Annotated in this window: 21 protein-coding genes and 1 pseudogene; 12 read left to right on the top strand and 10 right to left on the bottom strand. The window is 70.3% G+C overall.

Annotated features, from left to right (window positions below):
- The first annotated feature begins 9 nt into the window (after positions 1–9).
- Positions 10–729 (top strand): excalibur calcium-binding domain-containing protein, encoded by a 720-nt coding sequence (locus ACSHWB_RS20220; RefSeq protein WP_439663554.1) that lies wholly within the window; start codon positions 10–12, stop codon positions 727–729.
- A 132-nt stretch (positions 730–861) separates the two neighbouring features.
- Positions 862–1734, top strand: a complete 873-nt coding sequence (locus ACSHWB_RS20225; protein ID WP_439663555.1) for a peptidase inhibitor family I36 protein — start codon at positions 862–864, stop codon at positions 1732–1734.
- A gap of 52 nt (positions 1735–1786) precedes the next feature.
- Here ACSHWB_RS20225 and ACSHWB_RS20230 read toward each other — a convergent pair whose 3' ends face one another.
- Positions 1787–3013, bottom strand: a complete 1227-nt coding sequence (locus ACSHWB_RS20230) for a PucR family transcriptional regulator (RefSeq protein WP_439663556.1) — start codon at positions 3011–3013, stop codon at positions 1787–1789.
- A gap of 166 nt (positions 3014–3179) precedes the next feature.
- Here ACSHWB_RS20230 and ACSHWB_RS20235 point away from each other — a divergent pair, with 166 nt between their 5' ends.
- The 6 genes from ACSHWB_RS20235 (at position 3180) to ACSHWB_RS20260 (ending at position 7792) form a co-directional block, all read left to right on the top strand.
- On the top strand, positions 3180–3485 hold the full coding sequence (locus ACSHWB_RS20235) for a hypothetical protein (RefSeq protein WP_439663557.1): 306 nt from the start codon (positions 3180–3182) through the stop codon (positions 3483–3485).
- A gap of 97 nt (positions 3486–3582) precedes the next feature.
- A complete protein-coding gene (locus ACSHWB_RS20240; RefSeq protein ID WP_439663558.1) occupies positions 3583–4425 on the top strand; it encodes an NYN domain-containing protein in 843 nt (280 codons plus the stop codon).
- A gap of 70 nt (positions 4426–4495) precedes the next feature.
- Positions 4496–5386, top strand: coding sequence for an ABC transporter ATP-binding protein (locus ACSHWB_RS20245; RefSeq protein WP_439663559.1), 891 nt, complete (start codon positions 4496–4498; stop codon positions 5384–5386).
- A complete protein-coding gene (locus ACSHWB_RS20250) occupies positions 5383–6132 on the top strand; it encodes an ABC transporter permease (RefSeq protein WP_439663560.1) in 750 nt (249 codons plus the stop codon). The genes ACSHWB_RS20245 and ACSHWB_RS20250 overlap by 4 nt, the downstream gene beginning before the upstream one ends.
- Positions 6129–7193: a sensor histidine kinase gene (locus ACSHWB_RS20255; protein WP_439663561.1), complete on the top strand. Its 1065-nt coding sequence runs from the start codon at positions 6129–6131 to the stop codon at positions 7191–7193. The genes ACSHWB_RS20250 and ACSHWB_RS20255 overlap by 4 nt, the downstream gene beginning before the upstream one ends.
- Positions 7190–7792 (top strand): response regulator, encoded by a 603-nt coding sequence (locus ACSHWB_RS20260; protein ID WP_439663562.1) that lies wholly within the window; start codon positions 7190–7192, stop codon positions 7790–7792. Before ACSHWB_RS20255 ends, ACSHWB_RS20260 begins: the two co-directional genes overlap by 4 nt.
- On the opposite strand, the gene ACSHWB_RS20265 is transcribed toward ACSHWB_RS20260, so the two are convergent.
- Both ACSHWB_RS20265 and ACSHWB_RS20270 read right to left on the bottom strand, forming a co-directional pair.
- Positions 7789–8454 (bottom strand): DNA alkylation repair protein, encoded by a 666-nt coding sequence (locus ACSHWB_RS20265; protein ID WP_439663563.1) that lies wholly within the window; start codon positions 8452–8454, stop codon positions 7789–7791. The genes ACSHWB_RS20260 and ACSHWB_RS20265 overlap by 4 nt on opposite strands.
- Positions 8455–8558: 104 nt before the next feature.
- Complete coding sequence (locus tag ACSHWB_RS20270) at positions 8559–9080, bottom strand: RICIN domain-containing protein (protein ID WP_439663564.1); 522 nt, start codon at positions 9078–9080, stop codon at positions 8559–8561.
- A 53-nt stretch (positions 9081–9133) separates the two neighbouring features.
- Here ACSHWB_RS20270 and ACSHWB_RS20275 point away from each other — a divergent pair.
- A pseudogene (locus ACSHWB_RS20275) lies at positions 9134–10486 on the top strand (BTAD domain-containing putative transcriptional regulator); the annotation flags it as partial.
- 325 nt (positions 10487–10811) lie between these two features.
- Here the strand turns inward: ACSHWB_RS20275 and ACSHWB_RS20280 are convergent.
- Positions 10812–11174 (bottom strand): MerR family transcriptional regulator, encoded by a 363-nt coding sequence (locus ACSHWB_RS20280; protein ID WP_439663565.1) that lies wholly within the window; start codon positions 11172–11174, stop codon positions 10812–10814.
- A gap of 9 nt (positions 11175–11183) precedes the next feature.
- Positions 11184–11543: a hypothetical protein gene (locus ACSHWB_RS20285; RefSeq protein WP_439663566.1), complete on the bottom strand. Its 360-nt coding sequence runs from the start codon at positions 11541–11543 to the stop codon at positions 11184–11186.
- Between the two features lie 142 nt (positions 11544–11685).
- Between ACSHWB_RS20285 and ACSHWB_RS20290 the strand changes: the two genes are divergently transcribed.
- Positions 11686–12426, top strand: a complete 741-nt coding sequence (locus ACSHWB_RS20290) for a hypothetical protein (protein ID WP_439663567.1) — start codon at positions 11686–11688, stop codon at positions 12424–12426.
- Here ACSHWB_RS20290 and ACSHWB_RS20295 read toward each other — a convergent pair.
- Complete coding sequence (locus ACSHWB_RS20295; protein WP_439663568.1) at positions 12423–12641, bottom strand: hypothetical protein; 219 nt, start codon at positions 12639–12641, stop codon at positions 12423–12425. The genes ACSHWB_RS20290 and ACSHWB_RS20295 overlap by 4 nt on opposite strands.
- A gap of 102 nt (positions 12642–12743) precedes the next feature.
- On the opposite strand from ACSHWB_RS20295, the gene ACSHWB_RS20300 reads away from it, so the two are divergent.
- Both ACSHWB_RS20300 and ACSHWB_RS20305 read left to right on the top strand, forming a co-directional pair.
- The gene (locus ACSHWB_RS20300) at positions 12744–15494 is read left to right on the top strand and encodes an ATP-binding protein (RefSeq protein ID WP_439663569.1); all 2751 of its coding nucleotides are present in this window, start codon (positions 12744–12746) and stop codon (positions 15492–15494) included.
- 171 nt (positions 15495–15665) lie between these two features.
- Complete coding sequence (locus tag ACSHWB_RS20305; RefSeq protein ID WP_439663570.1) at positions 15666–16238, top strand: dihydrofolate reductase family protein; 573 nt, start codon at positions 15666–15668, stop codon at positions 16236–16238.
- On the opposite strand, the gene ACSHWB_RS20310 is transcribed toward ACSHWB_RS20305, so the two are convergent.
- Genes ACSHWB_RS20310 through ACSHWB_RS20325 form a run of 4 tightly spaced genes read right to left on the bottom strand, consistent with a single transcriptional unit; the run spans position 16239 to position 21891 of the window.
- Entirely contained in the window at positions 16239–16901 is a 663-nt protein-coding gene (locus ACSHWB_RS20310) for an HAD family hydrolase (RefSeq protein ID WP_439663571.1), read from the bottom strand.
- Complete coding sequence (locus ACSHWB_RS20315) at positions 16898–17770, bottom strand: pseudouridine-5'-phosphate glycosidase (protein WP_439663572.1); 873 nt, start codon at positions 17768–17770, stop codon at positions 16898–16900. Before ACSHWB_RS20315 ends, ACSHWB_RS20310 begins: the two co-directional genes overlap by 4 nt.
- Positions 17771–17777: 7 nt before the next feature.
- Positions 17778–18002 carry a tautomerase family protein gene (locus ACSHWB_RS20320; RefSeq protein WP_439663573.1) on the bottom strand — a complete coding sequence of 75 codons (225 nt, stop codon included), beginning with the start codon at positions 18000–18002 and terminating at the stop codon, positions 17778–17780.
- Positions 18003–18027: 25 nt separating this feature from the next.
- Positions 18028–21891, bottom strand: a complete 3864-nt coding sequence (locus tag ACSHWB_RS20325) for an amino acid adenylation domain-containing protein (RefSeq protein WP_439663574.1) — start codon at positions 21889–21891, stop codon at positions 18028–18030.
- Positions 21892–22000: the final 109 nt, after the last annotated feature.

Consider the following 22000-nt stretch of genomic DNA (forward strand, 5'->3'; position numbering starts at 1 on the left):
GTGGCGGCCATGACCGTTTCCCAGAAGCTGGCGAAGGAAGCCGCGATCGTCGCCGGCTTCCTGCTCGTGGTGTCCGCGTGCGGCACGGAGTCACCCGCCGAGCTCGCGTCCGGCGTCTCCACGACGACGACCACGACCACCACCTCCGCCCCGACGACGACCACGCCTCCGCCGGTCACCGTCGAGTCCATCGTGGACGGTCGCACGGTGGTGCTCTCCAACGGCGCCAAGGTTCTGCTCTCCGGACTCGCCCAGCCCGGTGAGTGCTGGGCCGCGTCGTCGGTCGAGTTCGCGACGAAGACGTTGGTGGGCAAGCCCGTCCGGATCGTGGCGTCGCAACTGCTGCTGGCCGACGGCATGGACTACGCGGTTCTCGCGGCCGGTCAGGGTGTCGCGCGGGCGATCTCCGGCGCGGACACGGCGATCCAGGCCGCGGAGACGGCCGCCAAGCAGGCGACGCTGGGGTTCTGGGGTCCCTCGTGCGGCGGGCTCGACGTGAAGCCCGCGCCCGTCGTGGCACCGCCGCCCGTGGCGCCGAAGCCCGCACCGCAACCCGTCGCACCCCAGCCCCAGCCCCAGCCGCAGCCCGCGCCTCCCGCACCGGCACCCGCGTACTACGGGAGCTGCGCCGAGGCGAAGGCAGCCGGCGCGGCACCGCTCTACCGGGGACAGGCCGGCTACCGCTCGGGACTCGACCGCGACGGTGACGGCGTGGCCTGTGAGAAGTAGCCCCGAACGGCCCCGCTGACACTTCGGTGGCCGCCGGTGTCAGTGGAATGTCAGCGCGTCTCGCAATCCTTCTGGCGAAACGAAGCTTCCCCTGCACAGGCCGGGGAGCCTGTGGAGCGAAAAGGGTCAAACGTGCTGAAGAAATTCACTTTTGTGGCATTGATGGGCGCGCTGCTCAGCGCGTCCTTCGGGGCAGGCGCCGGTGTCGCGAACGCGGCGACGGACCGCAACGGCTCCTGCGAGTCTGGCGAGTTCTGCCTCTACTACAACAGCGACAACGCGGGTTCGGTGTCGGACTTCGCGGGCTCGATCGCCGACTACGGCGACTCGCAGCCGAGCTGCTACGAGTTCAAGAGCGCGGGCAACGGCCAGGGCGTGTGCGTCAAGAACAACGCCGCGTCGGTCTGGAACCGGTCCACCAAGGCCGTCACCGTGTTCTACAACAGCAACTACGGTGGCGCGAAGCAGACGTTCGCGGCCGGCGCCAAGGGCAACCTCAAGGCCGAGCTGAAGAACGAGAACGCCTCGCACCGCTTCGGTGACGCCGGTGGCGACCCGGACCCGTCGCCGGGCACCTACCCCGCGCCGGAGACCAACCCGCACCCGTCGGCCACCGCGCGGGCGCCGCAGGCCACCAAGCGCACGCAGTTCATCGACGACCAGATCGCCTCGAAGACCGGCGAGAAGCAGTGCTGGGTGGGCGACTACCGCAGCTACGAGTCGTCGACGAGCAACCACAACACGGGCAACGCGCTCGACTGCACCATCTCGAACGCGATCGGCACCTACCCGACCGAGTCGCAGAAGGCCCAGGGCTGGAAGCTGGCCTACTGGCTGCAGAAGCACGCGTCCAAGCTGGACGTCCGCTACGTGATCTGGCAGGGCAAGATCTGGAGCGTGGCCCGTGCGTCCGAGGGCTGGCGCACCTACACCGCCGGTAGCGGTGTCACCGGTGGTCACTACGACCACGTCCACGTCTCGGTCCAGAACCCCCACGGCGACTGATCTGAACGTCTGAAAGAGGCGAGCGCATCCCTTGCGCTCGCCTCTTCGGCGTTCAGGACCTCAGGTCGTGCACGATCAGCGACGCCGAGAGCAGCCGGATGTCCGTCGGGTCGGCGGGGTTGTAGCCGGTGAGCTCGGCGACGCGGCGCAGGCGGTAGTTCAGCGTGTTGCGGTGCAGGTGCAGCTCGTCGGCCGTGCGGTGGCGGTTGTGGTCGCTGTTGATGAACGTCCGCAGCGTGTGCAGCAGGTCGGGGTGCTCGGACAGCCGGTCCATCACGCGGGCCAAGCGCTTGCGGCCGGGGCCGGGGCGGCAGAGCTGGTACTCCAGCAGCACGTCGTCGAGGACGTACGCGCCGGGCGGACGGCCGAGGCGCTGGGCGAGCTCGGCGATGTCGGCGGCCTGACGGGCGGCGGCGGGGATGTCCTCTCGGCTCTCCGCCGCGGCGATGCCGCCGGTCAGCCCGGTGCCCGAGGCGGTGAGCAGCCGGCGGACCAGCTCGGCGGCCTCCTCCAGGTCCGACTCCGCGGTCTCCTCGGTGGTCGGCAGCAGCACCGTTCCGCCGTCGTGGTCCAACGCGGACAGAGCGTGCTTCGGCAGTTCGGCTCGTAGCCGCCGCACGAGCCCATGAACGGCGAGTCGCGCGTCGCCACCCTCGGGAACTGGCGGTGCCTCGACCCGTACGGCCACGACGACGTGATGAGCGGACAGCTCCAGCCCGATCCGTTCGGCGAGTGGCTCGGCCTCCCTGCCCGTGAGCAGGGCGGCGACCAGCGCGCGACCGGCCTCGCGGCGTTCGGCGTGCAGGGCCTGCTGCTCGGCGAGGTACGACCCGGCCACCGCGGGCACGGCGACGCTCAGGTACCGCAGCAGCGCCGGCACCGTCGCCAGCAGGTCGGGGATCTCGTCCGGCTCGGCGACCGCGGCCATCGCCTCCCAGCCCACGGTCGCGGCGACGTGATAGGTGCTGAGCACGATGTCGAGCGGAACGCCCTGCTGGGCGCGGCGCACCGCGGTGGCGATCTGCATGTCCAGCTCCTCGGGCGCGGGCGGTCGCTGTTCCCGCAGCGCACGCAGGAAGACCTGCAGGTGACGGGTCACCGCCTCGGTGATCTCGCGGTCGACCAGCTGGTGCGGCAGCTGCCGGTATGTCGCCGATCTGGCGAAGAACGCCTCCAGGACCTTCTCGGCGATGCGCGGGATCTGCGTCGCGGCACGGTCGTAGAGCGGCGAGGCGGGGTCTGGTGCGGGGATGTCGACCACCGCCAGAGGCTTGCGCATCCCGGAGCAGCAGGCGATAGCCCGTTCCGGTCTGGTTCCGTGCACGAAAGAGGGAGGGCCAGGTTGTGCACGTGCCTCAAACGTTTGACCCTATCGAGTGACGCACGGTGGGGGTGATACGTGCGCACAGCCACAATCGGGTGTTGTGAGCAGCGTCGAGGAATGCATGAAGTTGTTGCTGCGTCGCGGGTTTCAGCGGACCGTCGTGCATGATCACTTCACGTGCGTCAACGCTGTGATGTTCAGACGGGTGTGGCGTGGCACCAACGAGACGGTGCTCGCGTACTCGGAGTCGGAGGCACTGGCCTATCGCGTGGCCGAGGACGACGCGGACCCCGCTGACCCGTTCGTCGTCGATCCCGACCTGACGATGTGGCAGTGCGGCGGTGAGTTCCTGGACGTCGCGGGCCAGTTGCTGCAGTTACCCGAGGCGCCCGGACACTCCGCGTTCGATCGGAGTTCCGGAGGGTGACCTGGTGAAGTACGGCGTGTGCGGCACGGTGAAGACCGCGGGGGCCGGGCACCAGTGGCGCAACGTCCACTTTCACCGGAAGTAGTAATCTCGTCCGGTGGGTGAGACCGACCGGATCGGAGTGTTCTACGACGGCACGTGGTTCGCCTACCTGAGCGATTTCTACGCCACCGCGCACCCCAGGGGCGCGCGTGTCTCTCTCGATGGTCTGCACGACGCGTTGCGTTGGTACGTCCACAACGAGACGGGTCGTCCGCTGGACGAGTGCGTGGTCGCGGAGGCGCACTACGTTCGCGGTCGCATCGACACTCCCGCGGAGTCCTTCGACAGGGCGCTGGCCGCCGCCGGCATCACGCGGCACGACCTGCCGCTGCACAACGGCAAGGAGAAGGGCGTCGACGTCCTGCTCGCGCTGGAGGCGTGGGACCGGGCGATGACGTCGCCGTTGCAGTGGGTCGTGCTGCTGACGGGTGACTCGGACTTCGCCCCGCTCGCCCAGCGGCTGACGGCGCGGGGCGTGCACGTGATCGTGCCCGTGGTGGACATCAAGACGGTCCAGGCGCCGCCTGCCTGGACGCCGCGCACCGCCGCCCCGTTGCGGGCCGCGACGCCGTTCACGCCCGGTTTCGACGAGCTGTTCGCGCCCGGTGACCAGGCCGACTACCCGTTGCGGCGTGCCTTCGTGCGGTCGTCGCAGGCGGTGGCGTCGCCGGTCGGGGCGCCGCGCGGGCGGCGCAAGGGCACGGTGGCGACCTGGAAGACCGGTCAGGCGCACGGGTTCATCACGGACACGCGCGGCGGGTCGTGGTTCGTCTCGCGCGACGAGCTGCCGGACGGGCTGACCCTGCTGCTCGCGGGCACGCCGGTGTCGTTCACCGGGTCGCCCGCGCCGATCCCCGGCCGCAAGTACCCGAGGGCGCAGGCCGTCCGGCCCGAATGACTTTTGTCATCCCGACGTGGTGACGCTGCCTCACTACTGCTGAAAGCCCGCTCCGACCAGGCTTGATGCCATGGAGACGGTGCTCGAGGTACGGGGAGCGCGGCACGACTACGGTGCCACGCGAGCGTTGGACGGCGTTGATCTGGACGTCGGTGTGGGGGAGTGCGTGGCGCTGCTCGGGCCGAACGGCGCGGGCAAGACGACGCTGGTCAACCAGGTGATCGGGCTGCTGCCCGCCGGGACGGGCTCGGTGCGCGTCCGCGGTGGTGACCCGCGCGTCGCGTCGACCAGGCGGCAGCTCGGGGTGGTGCAGCAGTCGCTCGGGTTCCCGAACACGCTGAAGGTGTCCGAGCTGGTCATCGGGGCCGCGGTGCGTGCGGGCAAGCCCCGTGCGGCGGCCGGGCCGGTGATGGCGGAGCTCGACCTGACCGAGCTGGCCGGGCGGCGGGCGGCGAAGCTCTCCGGCGGTCAGAAGCAACGACTGCAGCTCGCCATGGCGCTGGTCGGCGATCCGGCGCTGCTGGTGCTGGACGAACCGACCGCGGGCCTGGACGTGCCCGCCCGCAAGCGGTTCTGGCAGATCCTCGCCGAACGGCGCGAGCGCGGCACCGGCGTGCTGCTGACCACGCACCTCATCGAGGAGTCCTCGGCCGTCGCCGACCGCGTGGTCGTGCTCGACCGGGGCCGCGTGCTCGCCGAGGGCACACCGGACGAACTGGTCGCCAGGCTGCCCGACCGCACGGTGATCGCTCGAACGGACCTGGGCTTGGAGCGCCTCCAAGCGCTGCCGGGTGTCGTGTCGCTGCGCAACGACGGTGAGCACGTCCGGCTCGGCACGCGTTCACCGGAGGCGTTGCTGCGGGTGTTGCTCGCGCAGGACCCCGGCCTCACCGACCTGCGGGTCGAGGGTGCCGGGCTGGAAGAGGCGGTGGCGGGTCTGATCGAGAGGGGTGCGGCATGACAGCGCAGGTGTCCGGCAAGGTCTTCGGTGTCGAGCTCGCGGACGAGCTGAGGGGTATCGTCCGCGAACCCGCCGCCCTGTTCTTCTCGATCATCATGCCGGTGGGGTTCTTCGCGCTCTTCGTGTCGCTGTTCGGGAAGTTCAGCTCAGGCGGGCTGTCCGCGGGGACGACGATGATCGCCACGTTCGGCGCGTTCGGCGTGATCTCGGTCGTGCTGATGAACCCCGGCATCGGCGTCGCCTCCGATCGGGAACGCGGCTGGCTGCGGGCGAAGCAGGTGTCCGCGGTGCCGATCAGCGTGACGCTGGCGGCGAAAGTGGTGGCAGCACTGCCTTACGCGGCCGGGGTGCTGGTCGCGATGACGGCGACGGCGGCGGTGACCGGTGCGTTGAACGCGCCGTTGCCCGCGCTGCTGCGGGTGCTGGCGGTGCTGCTGGTGGGCGCGCTGCCGTTCGCGTTGCTGAGCCTCGCGATCGGGTTCCAGGTCGGCGCGGGTGCCGCGGCCGCCGTGCTCAACGCGATCCTCATCCCGTCGTCCGTCCTTTCCGGACTGTGGATGCCGCTCGACATGATGCCCGCCTTCTTCCGCGACGTGGCGCCGTTCCTGCCGACCTACCACCTGTCGGAGCTCGCCCGCGCACAGCTGACCGGCGGGCCGGTGCTCACGCACGTGCTCGTGCTGCTCGGCACGGCGATCGTGGCTGCGGCGCTCGCGGCCGTGTCGTATCGTCATGCGCGGTCATGAAAAAAGTCGCTGGGATCTCCCGCTGGTTGCACCTGATCTACCTGGGGAACCTGCTCTGGGCACCGATCTTCGACCCGGCTGCGGACTGGGTGGACTGGGCGCTCGTCGCCGTCGTCGTCGTGGCCTTCGTCCCGATGTACGTGCTGGCGTGGTTGCGGCCGGACCGCGTGCGCTGGTGGTGCCTGGTGCCGACGGTGGTGCTCGGGGCCCTGACCACGCCGTTCAACACCGGCGCCGCCGTGCTCTTCGTCTACGCGGCGGCGTTCGCGGGCCTCGCGGAGTCGCGGCGGGTGGCGATGCGGTGGTTCGTCGGGCTGACGGCGTTGATCTGCCTGTTCGGCGTGGTGTCGGTGGTCGAGATGCCGTACCGGCTGTGGGGGCTGCTGCCGTCGCTGATCTTCCTGTGGCTGATCGGCATCCTCCAGGTCGAATGGTCCGAACGGGACCGCGAGGGCGCCGAGCTGCGCATCCGCACCGCGCGGATCGAGCACCTCGCGACGCTGGCCGAGCGCGAGCGCATCGCCCGCGACCTGCACGACCTGCTCGGCCACACGCTGACCGCGATCATCGTGCGCGCCCAGCTGGTCGCCGCGGATCCCCAGCGCGCCACGGAGGAGGCCGCGGAGATCGAACGCACCGCCCGTGCGGCGCTGGGCGAGATCCGCGACGCCGTGACGGGGTGGCGCAGCGCGTCGCTCGACACCGAGCTGGAGGCGGCGCGGGCCGCGTTGTCGAGCCTCGGCGTCGAGGTGGTCGTGCGCAGGGACCCGGAGCTGGTGATCGTCGGCTCGACCGAGCACGAGCTGGCGCTCGCGTTGCGGGAGGCCGTGACGAACGTGGCCCGGCACGCCCGCGCCAGGACGTGCCACATCGGCGTGGAGGCCCGCGACGGCGAGCTGCGGCTGGTGGTCGCGGACGACGGCATCGGCGGGCACGCGCCGGAGGGCAACGGGTTGACGGGCATGAGGGAACGGATCGCCGCGCTGGGCGGCCTGGTCGCGCGCACTGCCTCGGCGGGCACGACCGTCACGATCGCCGTTCCGCTGAAGGTGGCCACGTGATCAGGGTCGTGCTGGCGGAGGACCAGGCGATGGTGCGCGGCGCGTTCGCCCAGCTGCTCGACCTGCAGCCGGACGTCACGGTCGTCGCGACTGCGGGGGACGGCGACGAAGCCCTTGCGGCCGTGGCGGAGCACCGGCCCGACGTGCTGCTGACCGACATCGAGATGCCGGGCCGCACGGGGCTCGACGTCGCGCGGGAACTGAACGAGCGCGGCGATCCGACCCGAGTCCTGATCATCACGACGTTCGCCCGCAGCGGGTACCTGAGGCGCGCGATGGACGCCGGGGTGGCGGGGTACGTGCTCAAGGACGCGCCGATCGCGGACCTGGTCTCGGCGTTGCGTCGCGTCCACGCCGGCGAACGCGTCGTGGCGCCCGAGCTGGCGATGGCCGCGTGGGACAGCGCGGATCCGCTGACACCGCGCGAACGCGAGCTGTTGCAGGAGGTCACGACGGGCGCGAGCAACGCCGACATCGCGGCCCGGCTCAACCTCGCCGAGGGGACCGTGCGCAACTACCTGTCGACCGCGATGGCGAAGCTGGGCGCGCGCAACCGTTCGGAGGCGGCGAACACCGCGCGCGAACGGGGCTGGCTCTAGTTCTTGCGCTTCACCATCTCGTTGATCCAGATCGGGGCGAACGGTGACGTGCAGTTCGGCGGCGTCGGGTAGTCCTTGAGGACCTCCAGGCGTTCGCCGATCTCGATCGCACGGGCGCGCAACGCGGGGTGCTCGATCCCGATCTGCGCCAGGCAGTGGTTCTGCGCCCACTGCAGGCGTTGCGGCGCGTCCTTCATGTCCTTCTCGACGATGTCGAGCAGACCGTCGAGGTCCAGGCCCTCCGGCTGTTTCGCGACGCGGTCGATCGTGAGCGCCCAGCCCGCGCTCGCGACCACCGGGTCCGGGTCGGCGAACCACAGCACCCGCAGCTCCTCGGCGTGCGGGTTCTTCTTCACGACGTAGTTCACGAGCCAGTCGTGCACCTTGGGGCGTTCGGCCTCGCGCAGCATGACGTCGAGCTCGTCGCGTCCGAACGCCTTGGGGCGGCAGATCAGCAGCGCCAGCAACCTGGCCGCGGTGTCGCCCGTCGCCCACAGCTGCACCGCGAGGTCCTGCTGGGTCTTGAGGCGCTTCGCGATCGCGCGGAGCTTGCCGAGGTTCACGCCGTGGTCGTCGCCGTGCTTCTCGTTCACCGCACGGGCTTTCGGGTCGTCGAGCGCGGCCAGTTCGGCCAGCAGCTCCGCCACCGTGTCGTTTGCCACCGATTGACCTCCCGCTCGCCACCGACGCCCGACAGCCTACGAGCCGGAACGCCGGAAGGCGGGTTGTGCCTCCGGCAAGAGGCACAACCCACGTGAGGGGGCGATCAGCCGATGGTGAAGAGCTGCGCGCGGTGGGTGACGCAGGTGTCCTGGTGCAGGATCGACTTGTTCTCGAAGTCGTGGCCCGAGATGTCCAGGCACAGGCCGCTGTGACGCGCCCGGAACTTCTTCGCGCCGGAGTCGGTGGTCTCGACCAGGAACTGCTGGTTCCACTTGGTGGCGCTGCAGGTGTACTGGATGGCGTCGGCGGTCGGGTCCTGGCTCGAGTCCCAGATGTCGATGCACTTGCCGCTGTGCGCGGCCTTGATCCGCACCGCGCCGCTGCCGTCGCCGACCTCCTCCAGCGTCCACTGCTGGTGGGACTTCGACGCGTCGCAGACGTACTGGGCGATCGCGGCCTTGTTGGAACGGCTGCCGTCGGCGACGTCGAGGCACTTGGCGGAGTTGGAGTTGCGGATCAGGTCGTAGGTGACGGCCGCGGACGAGGTGCTCGCGCCGGCGAACGCCACCGCGGCGGCCGTCAGTGCGATCGCGGCGCTCACGCGGCGAAGAAGCGTCCTGGACATGTGTCCTCCGAAGGTCTGCTGACGATCGGATCCCTGCGACCGATCTGTCGTGGATGACAGTGCTCGTCCGGTGTTCGGCGGGGATTCGGCAATCATGTGATCGGCTGCTCAGCGGCCGATTTCTTGCTCCTGAAGGGGAGTGGCTCGTGGAGTTCGGACTGCTCGGCGACGTCGAGGTCCGTGTCGGCGGCCGGGTCGTGGACATCGGCCACTCGCGGCAGCGATGTGTGCTGGCGGCGTTGCTGGTGGAGGCGAACCGGCTGGTGCCCGTCGACGTGCTGGTGGACCGCGTGTGGGGTGAGCAGGTGCCGCACCGGGCGCGCAACGCCGTGGCCGGGTACGTGTCGCGGCTGCGCCAGGTGCTGCCGGACGAGGTGCGGATCGCCGGGCGGCAGGGCGGGTACGTGCTGACCGCCGACCCGATGTCCGTTGACCTGCACCGGTTCCACGCTCTCGTGGAACGGGCGCGCGCCGAGCCGGGCAAGGCCGTCGCGCTGCTGGACGAGGCGCTCGGGCTGTGGCGGGGCGAGCCTTTCTCCACTGTGGACACACCGTGGTTCGCCGGGGTGCGGACGGCGTTGGGGGCTCACCGGTTCGCGGCCGTGCTCGACCGCAACGACCTCGTGCTGAAGCAGGGACGGCACACCGAGCTGCTGGCGGAGCTGGAGGCGACGGCGGCGGCGTTCCCGCTGGACGAACGGCTGGCGGGCCAGGTGATGCTGGCGCTGTACCGGTGCGGGCGGCAGGCCGACGCTCTGCTGCGCTACGAGCGGATCAGGCTGCTGCTGGCCGACGAGCTGGGTGCCGATCCCGGGCCCGACCTGCGGTCGTTGCACGGGAGGATCCTGGCAGCGGACCTGGCGTTGCCAGGTGTGCCCCGCCAGCTGCCGGCGCCGCCGCGGTCGTTCGTCAGCCGGGAACGTGAGCTGGCCGCACTCGACGCCGCTCTGCCGGGCCGGGAGCTGGTGGCGGTGACCGGTACGGCCGGGGTGGGCAAGACCGCGCTGGCGCTGCACTGGGCGCACCGGGTCGCGGACCGGTTCCCGGACGGGCAGCTGTACGTCAACCTGCGCGGGTTCGGTCCTGGTGGGGCGGTGACGCTGCCTGAAACGGTGTCGGGCAGGCGCATGCTGGTGCTGCTGGACAACGCCCGGGACGCGGACCAGGTGCGGCCGCTGCTGTCGCGCTTCCCCGGCTGCCTGGTGGTGGTCACGAGCCGCGATCGGCTGACCGGACTGGTCGCCGTGGACGGTGCGCGCCCCGTCGCGGTGGGCTTGTTGTCCACAGAGGACTCACGCGCGTTGCTCGCCGGACGTCTCGGTGCGGTGCCCGACACCGCGGCCACGACCGAGATCATCGCGCGGTGCGCGGGGCTGCCGCTCGCGCTGACCGTCGTGGCCGCCCGCATCGCCTGCACCGGGTTCGGGCTCGCGGAGATCGCCGACGAGCTGCGCGGCGGGCTCGACCCGTTCGACGGCGGTGACTCGGCGACGGACCTGCGCCAGGTGTTCTCCTGGTCCTACGACGCGCTGGGGCCGGACGCGGCGCGGTTGTTCCGCCTGCTGGGTCAGCACGGCGGCGGCGACATCTCCCTGGAGAACGCCGCGGCGCTGTCCGGGACGCCGCGGGTCAGGCCGTTGCTGGCGGAGCTGACCCGCGCGAACCTGCTCGTCGAGCACCGTCCCGGCCGGTACTTCCTGCACGGTCTCCTGCGGGCTTACGCCGCCGAGCTCAGTCGCTCAGCGCCGCGACCACAGGGCACTGATCCCGCACGCCGTTCTCGGCGACGTCCAGCAGCGCTGTCCGCACCCGGTCGAGGTCCCGCATCCGCTGCTCGATCTCCGCGACCTTGCCGGTGACCACGTCACCCACGTCGGGCGTGGTGGAGGCGGACAGGAGCTGCTCGACCTCGGTGAGCGTGAAGCCGAGCCGGGCGGCGCGGCGGATGAACTTCAACCGCTTCAACGCTTCCGGGTCGTAGCTGCGGTAGCCGCCGTGGGTGCGGGCGGTGGGGACGACGAGGCCGCGGCGCTCGTAGAACCGCACGGTGCTGATGCCCACCCCGGCGGCGCGGGCCAGTTCGGATATGCGCACCACCGGAAACTACCTCCGCAGCAGCGCGCGCAGCTGCGCCGCGCCCCAGAACAGCTCCAGCACCAGGAACCCGGCCAGCGCGGGCGTGTGCCCGTGCCACAACGCCCAGGCGAACCAGAGGCTGAACAGGGCGCGGCCTGCGGTGTCGGCGGCGATCAGCAGTCGTTCGGGGCGCAGCCAGCGGACGATCGACCACATCACCACGACCGTGCCGAAGAGCGTGGCGAACAGGAGCGTTTCCTTGCTGTGGGGCGTGCCGAGCAGGTCCAGCACCAGTGCGGCGGTCCAGGGCGTGACGAACGCGATGCTCGCCACGAGGTCGTACAGCGCACCTGCTCTGCCCCAGCGGGCCACGTGATCTCGGGTCATGCCGGTCACGATGGACCCTGCACCGTGGTGCAAGGTCAAGTCCGGGAACCACTTGCGGCGCAGCGGGGTGAATCGTTCCCCTCCCGCCGCGCACCACCACTACCGTTGGCCCCGCGAGGGGTTGCCGATCCGAGGGAGACGCGTGACCGGCCAGATCGTCCGCCATGCCGGCCGGATCGAGGCCGTCCGCGTGCGGTTCGCGGCGGTGCACCGGGCCAGCGCGGTCGTCGTCGGCGACGAGACCGTGTACGGGCGGCTCTGCCGGTGGACCATCCACACCGTGCTGGAGAAGCACGCCCGCCAGGACGAGCTGGTCGCGTACATCGAGGAGAACCTGCGGCTCATCGTGGCCGGGCTGTACGACCTCTACGGCGTCCGTCCGCCGCAACCCGACCCCGTGCGCGAGGCCGCCGTGCCCTCGCTGGTCGCGCCGGTCGAGAGCTCGGCGAGGGCGGCGATGGAGCAGATCGCGCCGCTGCGGGCCGTGCTGGACGACCTCACCGGGCTGCCGGACGTCATCGCCGCACACGCGATGACCTGGTACAACATCGCGGGCGAGCAGCAGGACATGGCCGACGAGCTGGAAGACCTGCTGGAGTACGACGCCCCCGAGTGGAGCGGCGCGGGGGAGCACCTGCGGCTGATGGGCCACAACATCGAGGCGATCCGCGGGCTCAGCTCGGTGTCCGCGGCGTTCGGGGAGATCACCGAGAGCGCCGGGGTGCTGGTCGCGCAGACCCGGCGGCTCGTGCGGGAGCTGGTGATCAGCCTCGCCGTGGCGCCGACGGACGCGACGCTGTGGCGGCTGGCGTGCCGGATCGCGGTGTACGGGGTGGCGCTCAACGTCACCCTCACGCACCTGGAGGACCGCCTCAACGGCTAGGCGGTCCGGCGAGCGGCCCTGCGGCGGGCGATCTGCGGCAGGAACCACATGTAGACGCCCGTTCCCATCAGGACGAACAACGGCAGCAGCGGCACGTACGACACCCACACCACCGAGCTGTCGACGGTCAGCGCGACCGCCGTGAACACGACGGTGGCCATGAAGACCATGCTCACCACGCGGTGGAACTGGCGGATTCCCTTGCTGCTGGCCATTTTCGTGTCCTCCCGGTCGTTGTTGAGGACAACGGTAAGAGCGCCGGCCCGGTCGCGCTTCTCGATTCCTGACCGGCTGGAGTACTAGTACTGTCGTGCGCCATGCAGTTCCAGTCCCCGGTGCTGGTGGGGCGTGGCGAGGAGACCTTGGCACTGCGGGCCGCGCTCACCCGTGCCGAGCAGCACCGCGGTGGCGCGGTGTTCCTGGTGGGAGAGCCGGGCATCGGCAAGTCGCGGCTCGCGACCGAGATCGCCGGACATGCCTCGTCGCGCGGGTTTCGCGTGCTCAGGGGACGGGCGAGCCGCGCGGTGCCGTTGCGGGCGCTGGTCGAGGCCGTGCTGTCGGCCTTTCGCAAGGCCGACGCGCCGGACGAGAAGCAGCTCGGCGCCTACCTGCCCGTGCTGCTGAGGATGGCCCCGGACGCGCCCGCCGGCGTTCCCGATCCCGCCGTGGTCAGGGCCGAGGCGGTGCTGCGCCTGGTCACGGCCGGGAAAACCGTTCTGCTGCTGGAAGATCTGCACGAGGCGGACGGCGAGACGCTGGCCGTTGTGGACTACCTGCTCGACAACCTCGCGGACTCGCCGGTCCTGCTGGTGGCGACGCTGCGACCGCATCCGGAGGGGGCGCAGCGGCTCGCGAACGAGGCCACCGCGCGCAGGGTGGCCGCGACGGTGCGGCTGGCCGGGCTGAACGCCGGTGAGGTCGCCGAGCTCGCCCGGCACTGCCTGGGCGAACCCGTGCCGGACGACGTGCTGGCGCGGCTGGTCGAGGTGTCCGGCGGTGTGCCGTTCGTCGTGGAAGAGCTGCTGATCAGCGGTGACCTGCGGGCCGTGCCGCCCACGGTCGCGGCGGCCACGCTGCACCGGGTCGACGCGCTCGGCCCCGAGTGCATCGCGTTGCTCGAAGCGGCCGCGATCTTCGGGCGGACGTTCCCGCTCGACGTCGTCACGGCCGTCGTGACCAGCACGGACACGCCGAAGCTGTGGGCAGACGCCGAACGCGCGCAGCTCGTCGAGGGCCACCAGTTCCGGCACGCGCTGACCGCCGACGCGATCACGGGCCGGATGCCACCGGCGGCACGCGCGACGCTCGCCAGACGAGCCGCGCGGGCCACGGAGGCGTTGCGGCCCACCGAGCTCGAACTCATCGCGGAGCTGTGGGAGGCGGGTGGCGAGACCGCGAAGGCCGTGGGCTGCCTGGTGCGCGCGGGCCGGCACGCCGCCGCGCTCGGCCGGTTCGGCACGGCCGTGGAGCTGCTCGAACGCGGCCAGGCGCTGACCAGCGATCCCGACCTCACCGCCGACCTGCTCGACGGTCTCGCCGCCGTCCTGCCGCTGGCCGCGGTCGTCGTCCCCGCCGACAACGGCGCCAGGGCGTTCGCGCTGGGGGAACGGCTGCAGCAGACCCTCACCGCGGCGCACGCCCAGCCCGGGCGACGGGCGGCCGTCCGGCTCGCGCAGGCCAGGGTCGCCGCCGTCGCCGGACGGTGGGAGCGCGGCCTCGACCTGCTCGCGACGGCCAAGGAGACCAGTCCGTCCGTCGACGTGGTCAAGGCGTCGCTGCTGCTCGGGCTCAACCAGCTCGACCTCCTGTCCAAGGCCCGCGCGCTGGCCGAACGCGCCGCCGCCACGGGCACCCCGGAGGTCGTCTGCGAGGCCCTCGAGGTGCTCACCCGCTGCACGAGGGGGCAGGACCTCGCCGAGGCGCGGCAGCACCTCCAGCGCTGGCTGCAGGTCGCCGAGCAGCACGGGCTCGCGGCGTGGCGGCTGCGGGCGCTGCTGGAGCTGGGGATCACCGACAAGTACCTGACGATCGGCGTCGACACCCTGCTGGCCGCCCGCCAGGCCGCGGTGGACACCGGCGCGATCGTGATCCTGATAGCCGCCGACCTGCATCTGGGCGCCACCTACCTCGTGCGTGGTGAGTACGAGGAGGCCGCGAAGTACGGCGCGAGCGCTGGGGAGGCCGCGGAGAAGCTGGGCCTGCACGCGCTTCAGGCCCTCGCCGTCGCGATCGAGGCCGGTATCGCGGCCATGCACGGCAACCGCAAGGCGACCGACAGGGCGCTGGCGCGGCTGCGTGACCACGGCGGTTCCGAGGAGATCTGGTCGTACAGCTCGGCGGTCTGCGCGTTGATGGAGGAGCAGTACGAGCGCGCGCTGGCCGAGTTCGACGAGATCGAGAAGGCCGTCACGGAACCGCGCATCATCCGCGGCACCTTCTACCAGGGCCCGCGGCTGCTGGTGCGGGTCGCGCACGGCCTGGCGGGCCGCCCGGAGTACGAACGGCTGGCCGAGTCGCACCTCTCCCAGGTCCAGCTGCACCGCACGTACTTCGCGTGGAGCCACGCGATCCTGCTGGGCCGCGAGGGCCGCGTCCCCGAAGCGAACGCCGCCGCGCGCGAGGCCCTGGACCTGAGTGCCGGCCTCGGTCTGCCCCGCTACCTGGGCCTGCGGCTCGCCGGTCCGCGAGCATTGGCGGACGGCTGGGGCGAACCGCTCGAGTGGCTGCGCGAGGCGGAGGAGTACTTCCACCAGCTCGGCGTGCCCGCCGTCGCCGCCGCCTGCCGGGCCGTGCTGCGCGAGGCAGGCGCACCGCAGCAACGCCGCCGCCGCGACCACGACACCGTGCCCGCCGAGCTGCGCAAGGCCGGCGTGACGGTCCGCGAGTACGAGGTGTTGCGCCTGGTCGTCGAACGGTTCGGCAACGCGGAGATCGCCGAGCGGCTGTTCCTGTCCCCGCGGACGGTCGAACGCCACGTCGCGAGCCTCAAGGCCCGCACCGGCCGCCAGAGCCGCGCCGACCTGATCGCGCACGCCCGCCCGCTAATTGGGGGCTCCACCCCCATGTGAGCCGGCCCGCGTGCGGGAAGACTCGTCCGCAGGCCGGCGGCGCTGGACTCGGAGGGGTGTTCAGCGCCGCCGACACTCATGCCGGAAACTTCCTTGGCGCGAGATGTCGATTCCGGGCATCTCCCGTTCGACGCACTGATGACAGCAAGCGCGAACACCGAGGAGAACCAGATGCGCACCCTGATCGCCACCGCCTTCGTCTCCCTCGACGGCGTCGTCGAGTCGCCCGGTGGCGAACCCGGTCACCGCAGCTCGGGCTGGACCTTCAAGGACATCGAGTTCGACGAGGCCGCCTACGAGATCAAGGGCCGTGAGCAGGAAGAAGCCGCGGCGATGATGATGGGCAGGGTCAGCTACGAGGCGTTCGCGCCGGTGTGGCCGACGCTCGACTACTTCCCGCAGTACAACGCGATGCCGAAGTACGTCGTGTCCAGCACGCTCAAGGAAGACCAGCTGGTCGACAACTGGGGCGACATCACGATCCTGCGCTCGCTGGACGACGTGGCCGCTCTCAAGGAGACCGAGGGCGGGCCGATCTCCCTGCACGGCAGCGCGACGCTCAACCGCACCCTCTCCGACGCGGGCCTGATCGACCGCTACCACCTGCTGGTGTTCCCGGTGCTGCTCGGCGCGGGCAAGCGGCTGTTCAGCGAGTCGGACAAGGACAAGCAGCTGCTGAAGGTCGTGGAGAGCGAGACCTACTCGAACGGCATCCAGAAGCTGGTCTACGACGTGGTGCGTTGATCAAGTGCACTCGTGCGCCGCGGCCACGACCGCGGCGAACGAGTCGACCAGCCAGGTCGGGTTCGCGCTGAGCAGCTGGTCGACGTTGTGCACGCCGTAGGTCACGCCGATGGACGCCATCCCGGCCCCGTGCGCCATGTGGATGTCGTGCGTGGTGTCCCCGACCATGACCGCGTTCTGCGGTGCCACCCCTAGTCTGCGCAGCACGAGCAGGCCGGACTCGGGGTCGGGCTTGGGTTTCGAGACCTGGTCCGCGCCCACGACGAAGGCGAACTCCTCGCGCAGCCCGGCGGCGGTGAGCAGCGCCTCGGCGTTCGCGATGAACTTGCTCGTCGCGACGGCGAGCAGGAAACCCTCGTCCCGCAACGACTGCAGTCCGTCGAACACGCCGCGGAACACCAGCTGCGTCGCCGCCGGCAGCACGATCTTGCGGAACGTCGGCTGGTAGAGCTCGACGCAGCGCGCGACCAAGGGGTCGTCCTCGGAGACCCCGAGCACCTTCGCGAACGCGGACGGCAGCGGCAGGCCGATCGTGCCGCGGATGGTCGGTGAGTCCACTGTGGGCAGATCGAGCTGGGCGAACACCGCGGCGAACGTCGTGACGATCCCGCGCGGGGAGTCGACCAGCGTGCCGTCCAGGTCGAAGATCACGCAACGGTTCACGGGGAGAACTCCTTCGCGTGGGCGGCGGCGAGCTCTCCTGCGGCCTCCGCGGTGTTGACCAGCACCGCCAGCTCGGCCTTCGCGGAACGCCCCTCCGTCGCGCGGGCCACCGCTCGCTCGAGGTACTTCGTTCCCCTGGCGAGCGCGGCTGTGATCACGGACTCGATCTCGGCGCTGTCGATCGCGTCCGCGGGTTTCGTGGGGGTGGTGACGAGGAACGAGCCGGGGACGCCGAGCGCCCAGTGGCTCTCGATCGCACGGGCGAGCACGGCAGGGTCGTCGATCCGGTGCGGGCCGCGCAGCCCGCTGGACACGCAGTAGAACGCGGGGAAGTCGTCCGAGCGGTAGGTGACGACCGGAACGCCGTGCGTCTCCAGGAACTCCAGGGTGAGGCCGAGGTCGAGGGTGTTCCTGGCGCCCGCGCAGACCACCGCGACCTTCGAGCGGGTGAACTGGACGAGGTCCGGCGATCGGCGGCGTGCGTCGCGGTGCACGCCGCCGATCGCCGCTGTGGACAGGAACTTCAGCCCCGCCAGCTCGGCCGCGATCAACGAGGACGCGACGGTCGTCGCGCCGATCGTCCCGCGGGCCAGCACGACCGGGAGGTCCCGGTTGCCGACCCGCGGAACACCTGGTGTGGAAGCGAACCGCTCGACGTCGGTCTCCGAGAGGCCGACGAGGATCCTGCCCTTGTCGACGCCGATCGTGGCGGGCACCGACCCGCTCGCCCGCACCGCGTCCTCGACCAGGCGCGCGGTCTCGGCGTTGTCCGAGCCGGACCTGAGCACCTCCGACGGGAGCGCCACGACGGGCTGCCCCGCCGTGATCGCCTCCGCCACTTCCTCGCCGTACACCAGGGGAATGTTCATCGGCACCTCAGTAGCTCGGGGTCTTGCGCAGGAACTCCTTGCGTTCCAAGATCTCCGGCGCGTAGACCTGGTCCTGCCACGCCTGCGGGTCGACCGGTTCCACGGCGATCGACACGACGCCCTCGTCGCAGCCGAACGCCCGTGTCACCGCCTCGGTGATGGCCGCGACCAGCTCGGACGTCTGCTCCTCGTTGAGCGGGGCAGGGAAGTGCTTGATGTTCACGTGCGGCACGGTGTCCTCCTCACCGGGAACCTCGTCACGGCCGGCCTCCCGCGATGGCGAGCGTGACGGCCTTGGTGACGGCGGCGATCAGCTCGGACATCTGCTCGTCGGACAGCAGCACCGGCACCGCCGAGACCTCCTCGCGCACGGTGGCGTTGCGCTCCATCGACGCCAGCAGCTCGTCGATGTCGGGCTCGCGCAGCAGGCTGTAGTGGTCGGCCGCCAGCTCGACGACCACCGGGTCGGTGACCGAGAAGCCCTCGCTGCCCTCGATGAACGAGTAGTCGTCGCCTTGGGCCTTGAAGATGGTGAGCGGCGCGGTGATCGTGCGCTCGGCCAGCTCGCTGAAGGTGTACTTGAAGGAGAACGTCTCGGTGACGATCTTGATGATCCGCCGCACGAGCTCGCTGTCGAGGTCGCGGAACTCGCCGCTGATGAACGCCGCGAAGCTGTCCTCGTCCCGCGCGACCTCCAGGCACCGGGCCAGCCTGGCGTCGGTGATGCTGCCCGCGAACACCGAGAACAGGATCGTGACGAACGCGCTGTTGTCGTAGGAGGCCTCGTCGCTGTCCCGCTCCGACCGCACCTTCGGTGACCCCGGCGCGATCAGGTACAGGTTCGAGACCTCCTCGCCCGCCTGCTCCAGCTGGTAGGCGGCCTCGAACGCGACCCGCGCGCCGAAGGAGTAGCCCCACAACGTGTACGGGCCCTCCGGCTGGACCTCCTTGAGCGCCGCGATGTCGGCCGCGGCCATCTCGCGGATCGTGCCGTACGGGGTCTCGCCCTCGTTGATGCCGTGCGCCTGCACGCCGTAGAACGGGCGCTCCGAACGACTTGCGAGCGTGCGCAGGTTCATCGGGTAGCCGCCCAGGCCCGGCCAGCAGAACACCGGCACCGCGTCCCCGTTGGGCTGCAGGGGGACCAGCCGCGAGATCGGCCCGTCGTGCAGGCCGTCGACCCGCCGGGAGAGCTGCTCGATCGTCGGCGACTCGAAGAGCACCTGCAACGGCAGGCTGGTGCCGAAGTCCTTGTTGATGCGGTTGACCAGGCCGACCGCGATCAGCGAGTTGCCGCCCGTCTCGAAGAAGTCGTCGTGCGTCGAGACGGTCTCGCGCTTCATCAGCTTCTTCCACATCTCGCTGATGCGGCGCTCGGTGATGGTGCGCGGCGCGACGAACGGCCGGTCCTGGTCGTCGACGTTGGTCTTGTCCGACTTCTCCAGCGCCTTGACGTCGATCTTGCCGTTCGCGGTGACCGGCAGCGCGTCCAGAACCACGACCTTGTTCGGGATCATGTAGTCCGGCAGGAAGTTGACCAGGTCGTCGCGGATCAGCTCGGCAGGGCCCTTCATGTGGACGACGTCTTCCTTCATGCCGGGGCTGCGCCGCTGCTCGTAGGAGACCTTGCCGCCCAGGAAGAAGTACGACGGGCCGTCGTCCTCGCCGATCGCCTTCAGGATGTCGCAGATGCGCTTGGCGGACGGGAGGTCGTTGTTCGTCTTGGAGCTGTAGCCCGACGACATGAAGCCGAGGTCGACGTCGTTGGCGGACAACCGGTGCATCGTCCGGCCGAGGTCGATGTAACGCCGCCAGCGCTCTTCCGACCTCGCCACGGCGCTGACGCCGAAGCTCGCCCGCTCGTACACCGCCTGGTTGATCGCGATGACGTGCTTGCGCAGCACCAGTTCGTCCGACAGCCGCTCGAACTCGCCGTCCGCGTACCGGTACATGCCACCGGGCAGGTTCGCCACCCGGCCGGGGTGCGTCTGCAGGTAGATGGTGACGTCGTCCTCGCGGGGACCGGTGTAGGCGCACAGCTCGTACGTGCCGAGGTAGTAGTCCTCCTCGGGAACGTCGAGCAGGTCCTTGGTCTCCGGCGTGTACGCGGAGGCGGTGACGTCGAGACCGTAGCCGGGCAGGATCTCCTCGAAGAGCCCGAGCATGTGGCCGGTCTCGATCTCCAGGACCTCCTGGATGTTGTTGAGGTACACCGCCTCGATCGCTGCCTTGTGCCCGATGAAGTGCAGCTTCGCCTGCGCCTCAACGCTTTCCGGCACCGACGAGATCAGCACGAGCTGGTGGCGCAGCGGGTGGTAGTAGTACAACCCGCTCGGCACGCCCGCGATGTGGTGCAGTTCCAGGTAGAGCTGGGTCGCGTAGAGCGAACCGGGGGAGGCGTAGCCGTACTTCGGCAGCAGCCGCTGGTCGCTGAAGTGCGCGCCGAAGTAGCGCAGGATCTCGCCCAGCTCGGCGAAGTGCACGGTCTTCGGGTCCTTGGAACCGGCGCCGGCCGGCTTGCGCTCCAGCAGCCGCGCCAGGTCGGCGTCGGTGACCTGACCGCCCTCGTAGAAGCGGTAGGACTTGCGGGAGAACACGACTTTCCGTTGCAGGCACGAGGCTTCCTCGCCGGGCAGCTCGAAGCTCTGCCTGCCGCTGAGGTCGTCGCGTACGCCGGGGTTCGACAGCTGTGCCCGCACCTGCAGGCGGCTGGACTTCGACTGGTGGTGCGAGCCCGCGTTGCCCTGGTCCATCAGGGCGGCTTCCTTGGGGTTCAGCTCGACGCACGCGATCAGGTTCTGGAACCCGGTGCGCTCGTCCTCCTTCACGATCACCGCGGCGTTGCGGACCCAGTCGTGGGTCTCGATCGCGAGCCGGATCTCGTCCAGCTCCACGCGATACCCGCGCAGCTTGACCTGGCTGTCCGCGCGCCCGGCGAACTGCACCGTGCCGTCGAGGTTCTGCGTCACGAGGTCGCCGGTGCGGAACATGCCGTCCACGAACCGTTCCGCGGTCAGCTCCGGCTGGTGCAGGTAGCCGCGGGCGACCTGCACGCCACCGATGTAGAGCTCACCGATCTCGCCCGGCGTGACCATGTCGCGGTTCGCGTCGAGCACCAGGTACGTGGTGTTCGCGACGGGCAGTCCGATCGAGATGGACTTCGGGGCCTCGGCGAGCTCGGCGGGATCGACCACGTGCGACGACGAGTTGATCGTCGTCTCCGTGGGGCCGTAGAGGTTGATGAGGCCGACGTCCGGCATGTCCGCGACGAACGCCTGGGCCAGCGTGCGGGACAACGCCTCGCCACCGCTGAAGACCTGCTTCAGCGACGTGACGGTGTGGAACTCCTCGGTGTCGATCAACGCCTGCAGCAGCGTCGGCACGCACTGCAGCGTGGTCACCCCGTGCTCGCGCATGGTCTCGATCAGCATCTCGGGGTCGCGGTAGATGCCGGGGCGCCCCATCACCACGGTGCTGCCGATCGCGGGGGCCAGAATCTCCCACTGCGCCGCGTCGAAGCTCATCGGCGTCTTCTGCACCACGCGCTTCGTGCCGTCGATGGAGTGGACGTCGTGCAGCCACTGCATTTGGTTGACGATGCTGCGGTGCTCGATCATCACGCCCTTGGGCCTGCCGGTGCTGCCCGAGGTGTAGATGATGTAGGCGAGGCTGGTGTGCGCGGGGGAGAAGCCGTCGTCGAACGCCTCGTCACAGTCGTCGAGCGTGACGATCCTCGTGGTGGCGGGCGCCAGTTCGGCCAGGCGCTGCTTGAGCGCTCGCTGCGTCACGACGACCTTGGTGCGCGAGTCCTCGATCATGTACCGGAGCCGCTCCTCGGGGTACTCCGGGCTCAGCGGCAGGTAGGCGCCGCCGGCGCACAGGATTCCCCAGGCCCCGATCACGAGGTCGAGCGAGGGTTCGACGAACATGCCGACGCAGCCGTCCTCGCTGATGCCGAGTCTGCGCAGATGTGTGGCCAGAGCGGAACTCTGTTCGAAGAGTTCGCCGTAGGTGATGCTCTCTTCACCGAAGACGACGGCCGTGCGATCCGGGTGTTCCTCCACCTGCTTGCGCAGCAGGTCGGGGAGGCAGCCGCCGTCCACTTCAGCTTCGTGCGCCATCTCAGAAATCCCCCAAGCGGTCAGCGGGCATGAGTGGGTGCGAGCGCGTTCTTACTTGGTTGAAGAACGTATGAGATTTGGCTCGAAACCCACTGGAGTGAGGTGCCTG

It is taken from the genome of Lentzea sp. HUAS TT2 (assembly GCF_051853195.1).
Classification (GTDB): Bacteria; Actinomycetota; Actinomycetes; order Mycobacteriales; family Pseudonocardiaceae; genus Lentzea.

Bases quoted from the DNA above. Each gene is read 5' to 3' on its own strand.
- ACSHWB_RS20230 (WP_439663556.1), bottom strand. From the start codon at position 3,013: ATGCGCAAGCCTCTGGCGGTGGTCGACATCCCCGCACCAGACCCCGCC.
- ACSHWB_RS20220 (WP_439663554.1), top strand. From the start codon at position 10: ATGACCGTTTCCCAGAAGCTGGCGAAGGAAGCCGCGATCGTCGCCGGC.
- ACSHWB_RS20305 (WP_439663570.1), top strand. From the start codon at position 15,666: ATGCGCACCCTGATCGCCACCGCCTTCGTCTCCCTCGACGGCGTCGTC.
- ACSHWB_RS20270 (WP_439663564.1), bottom strand. From the start codon at position 9,080: ATGTCCAGGACGCTTCTTCGCCGCGTGAGCGCCGCGATCGCACTGACG.
- ACSHWB_RS20255 (WP_439663561.1), top strand. From the start codon at position 6,129: ATGAAAAAAGTCGCTGGGATCTCCCGCTGGTTGCACCTGATCTACCTG.
- ACSHWB_RS20315 (WP_439663572.1), bottom strand. From the start codon at position 17,770: ATGAACATTCCCCTGGTGTACGGCGAGGAAGTGGCGGAGGCGATCACG.
- ACSHWB_RS20300 (WP_439663569.1), top strand. From the start codon at position 12,744: ATGCAGTTCCAGTCCCCGGTGCTGGTGGGGCGTGGCGAGGAGACCTTG.
- ACSHWB_RS20325 (WP_439663574.1), bottom strand. From the start codon at position 21,891: ATGGCGCACGAAGCTGAAGTGGACGGCGGCTGCCTCCCCGACCTGCTG.
- ACSHWB_RS20235 (WP_439663557.1), top strand. From the start codon at position 3,180: ATGAAGTTGTTGCTGCGTCGCGGGTTTCAGCGGACCGTCGTGCATGAT.
- ACSHWB_RS20250 (WP_439663560.1), top strand. From the start codon at position 5,383: ATGACAGCGCAGGTGTCCGGCAAGGTCTTCGGTGTCGAGCTCGCGGAC.
- ACSHWB_RS20245 (WP_439663559.1), top strand. From the start codon at position 4,496: ATGGAGACGGTGCTCGAGGTACGGGGAGCGCGGCACGACTACGGTGCC.
- ACSHWB_RS20285 (WP_439663566.1), bottom strand. From the start codon at position 11,543: ATGACCCGAGATCACGTGGCCCGCTGGGGCAGAGCAGGTGCGCTGTAC.
- ACSHWB_RS20295 (WP_439663568.1), bottom strand. From the start codon at position 12,641: ATGGCCAGCAGCAAGGGAATCCGCCAGTTCCACCGCGTGGTGAGCATG.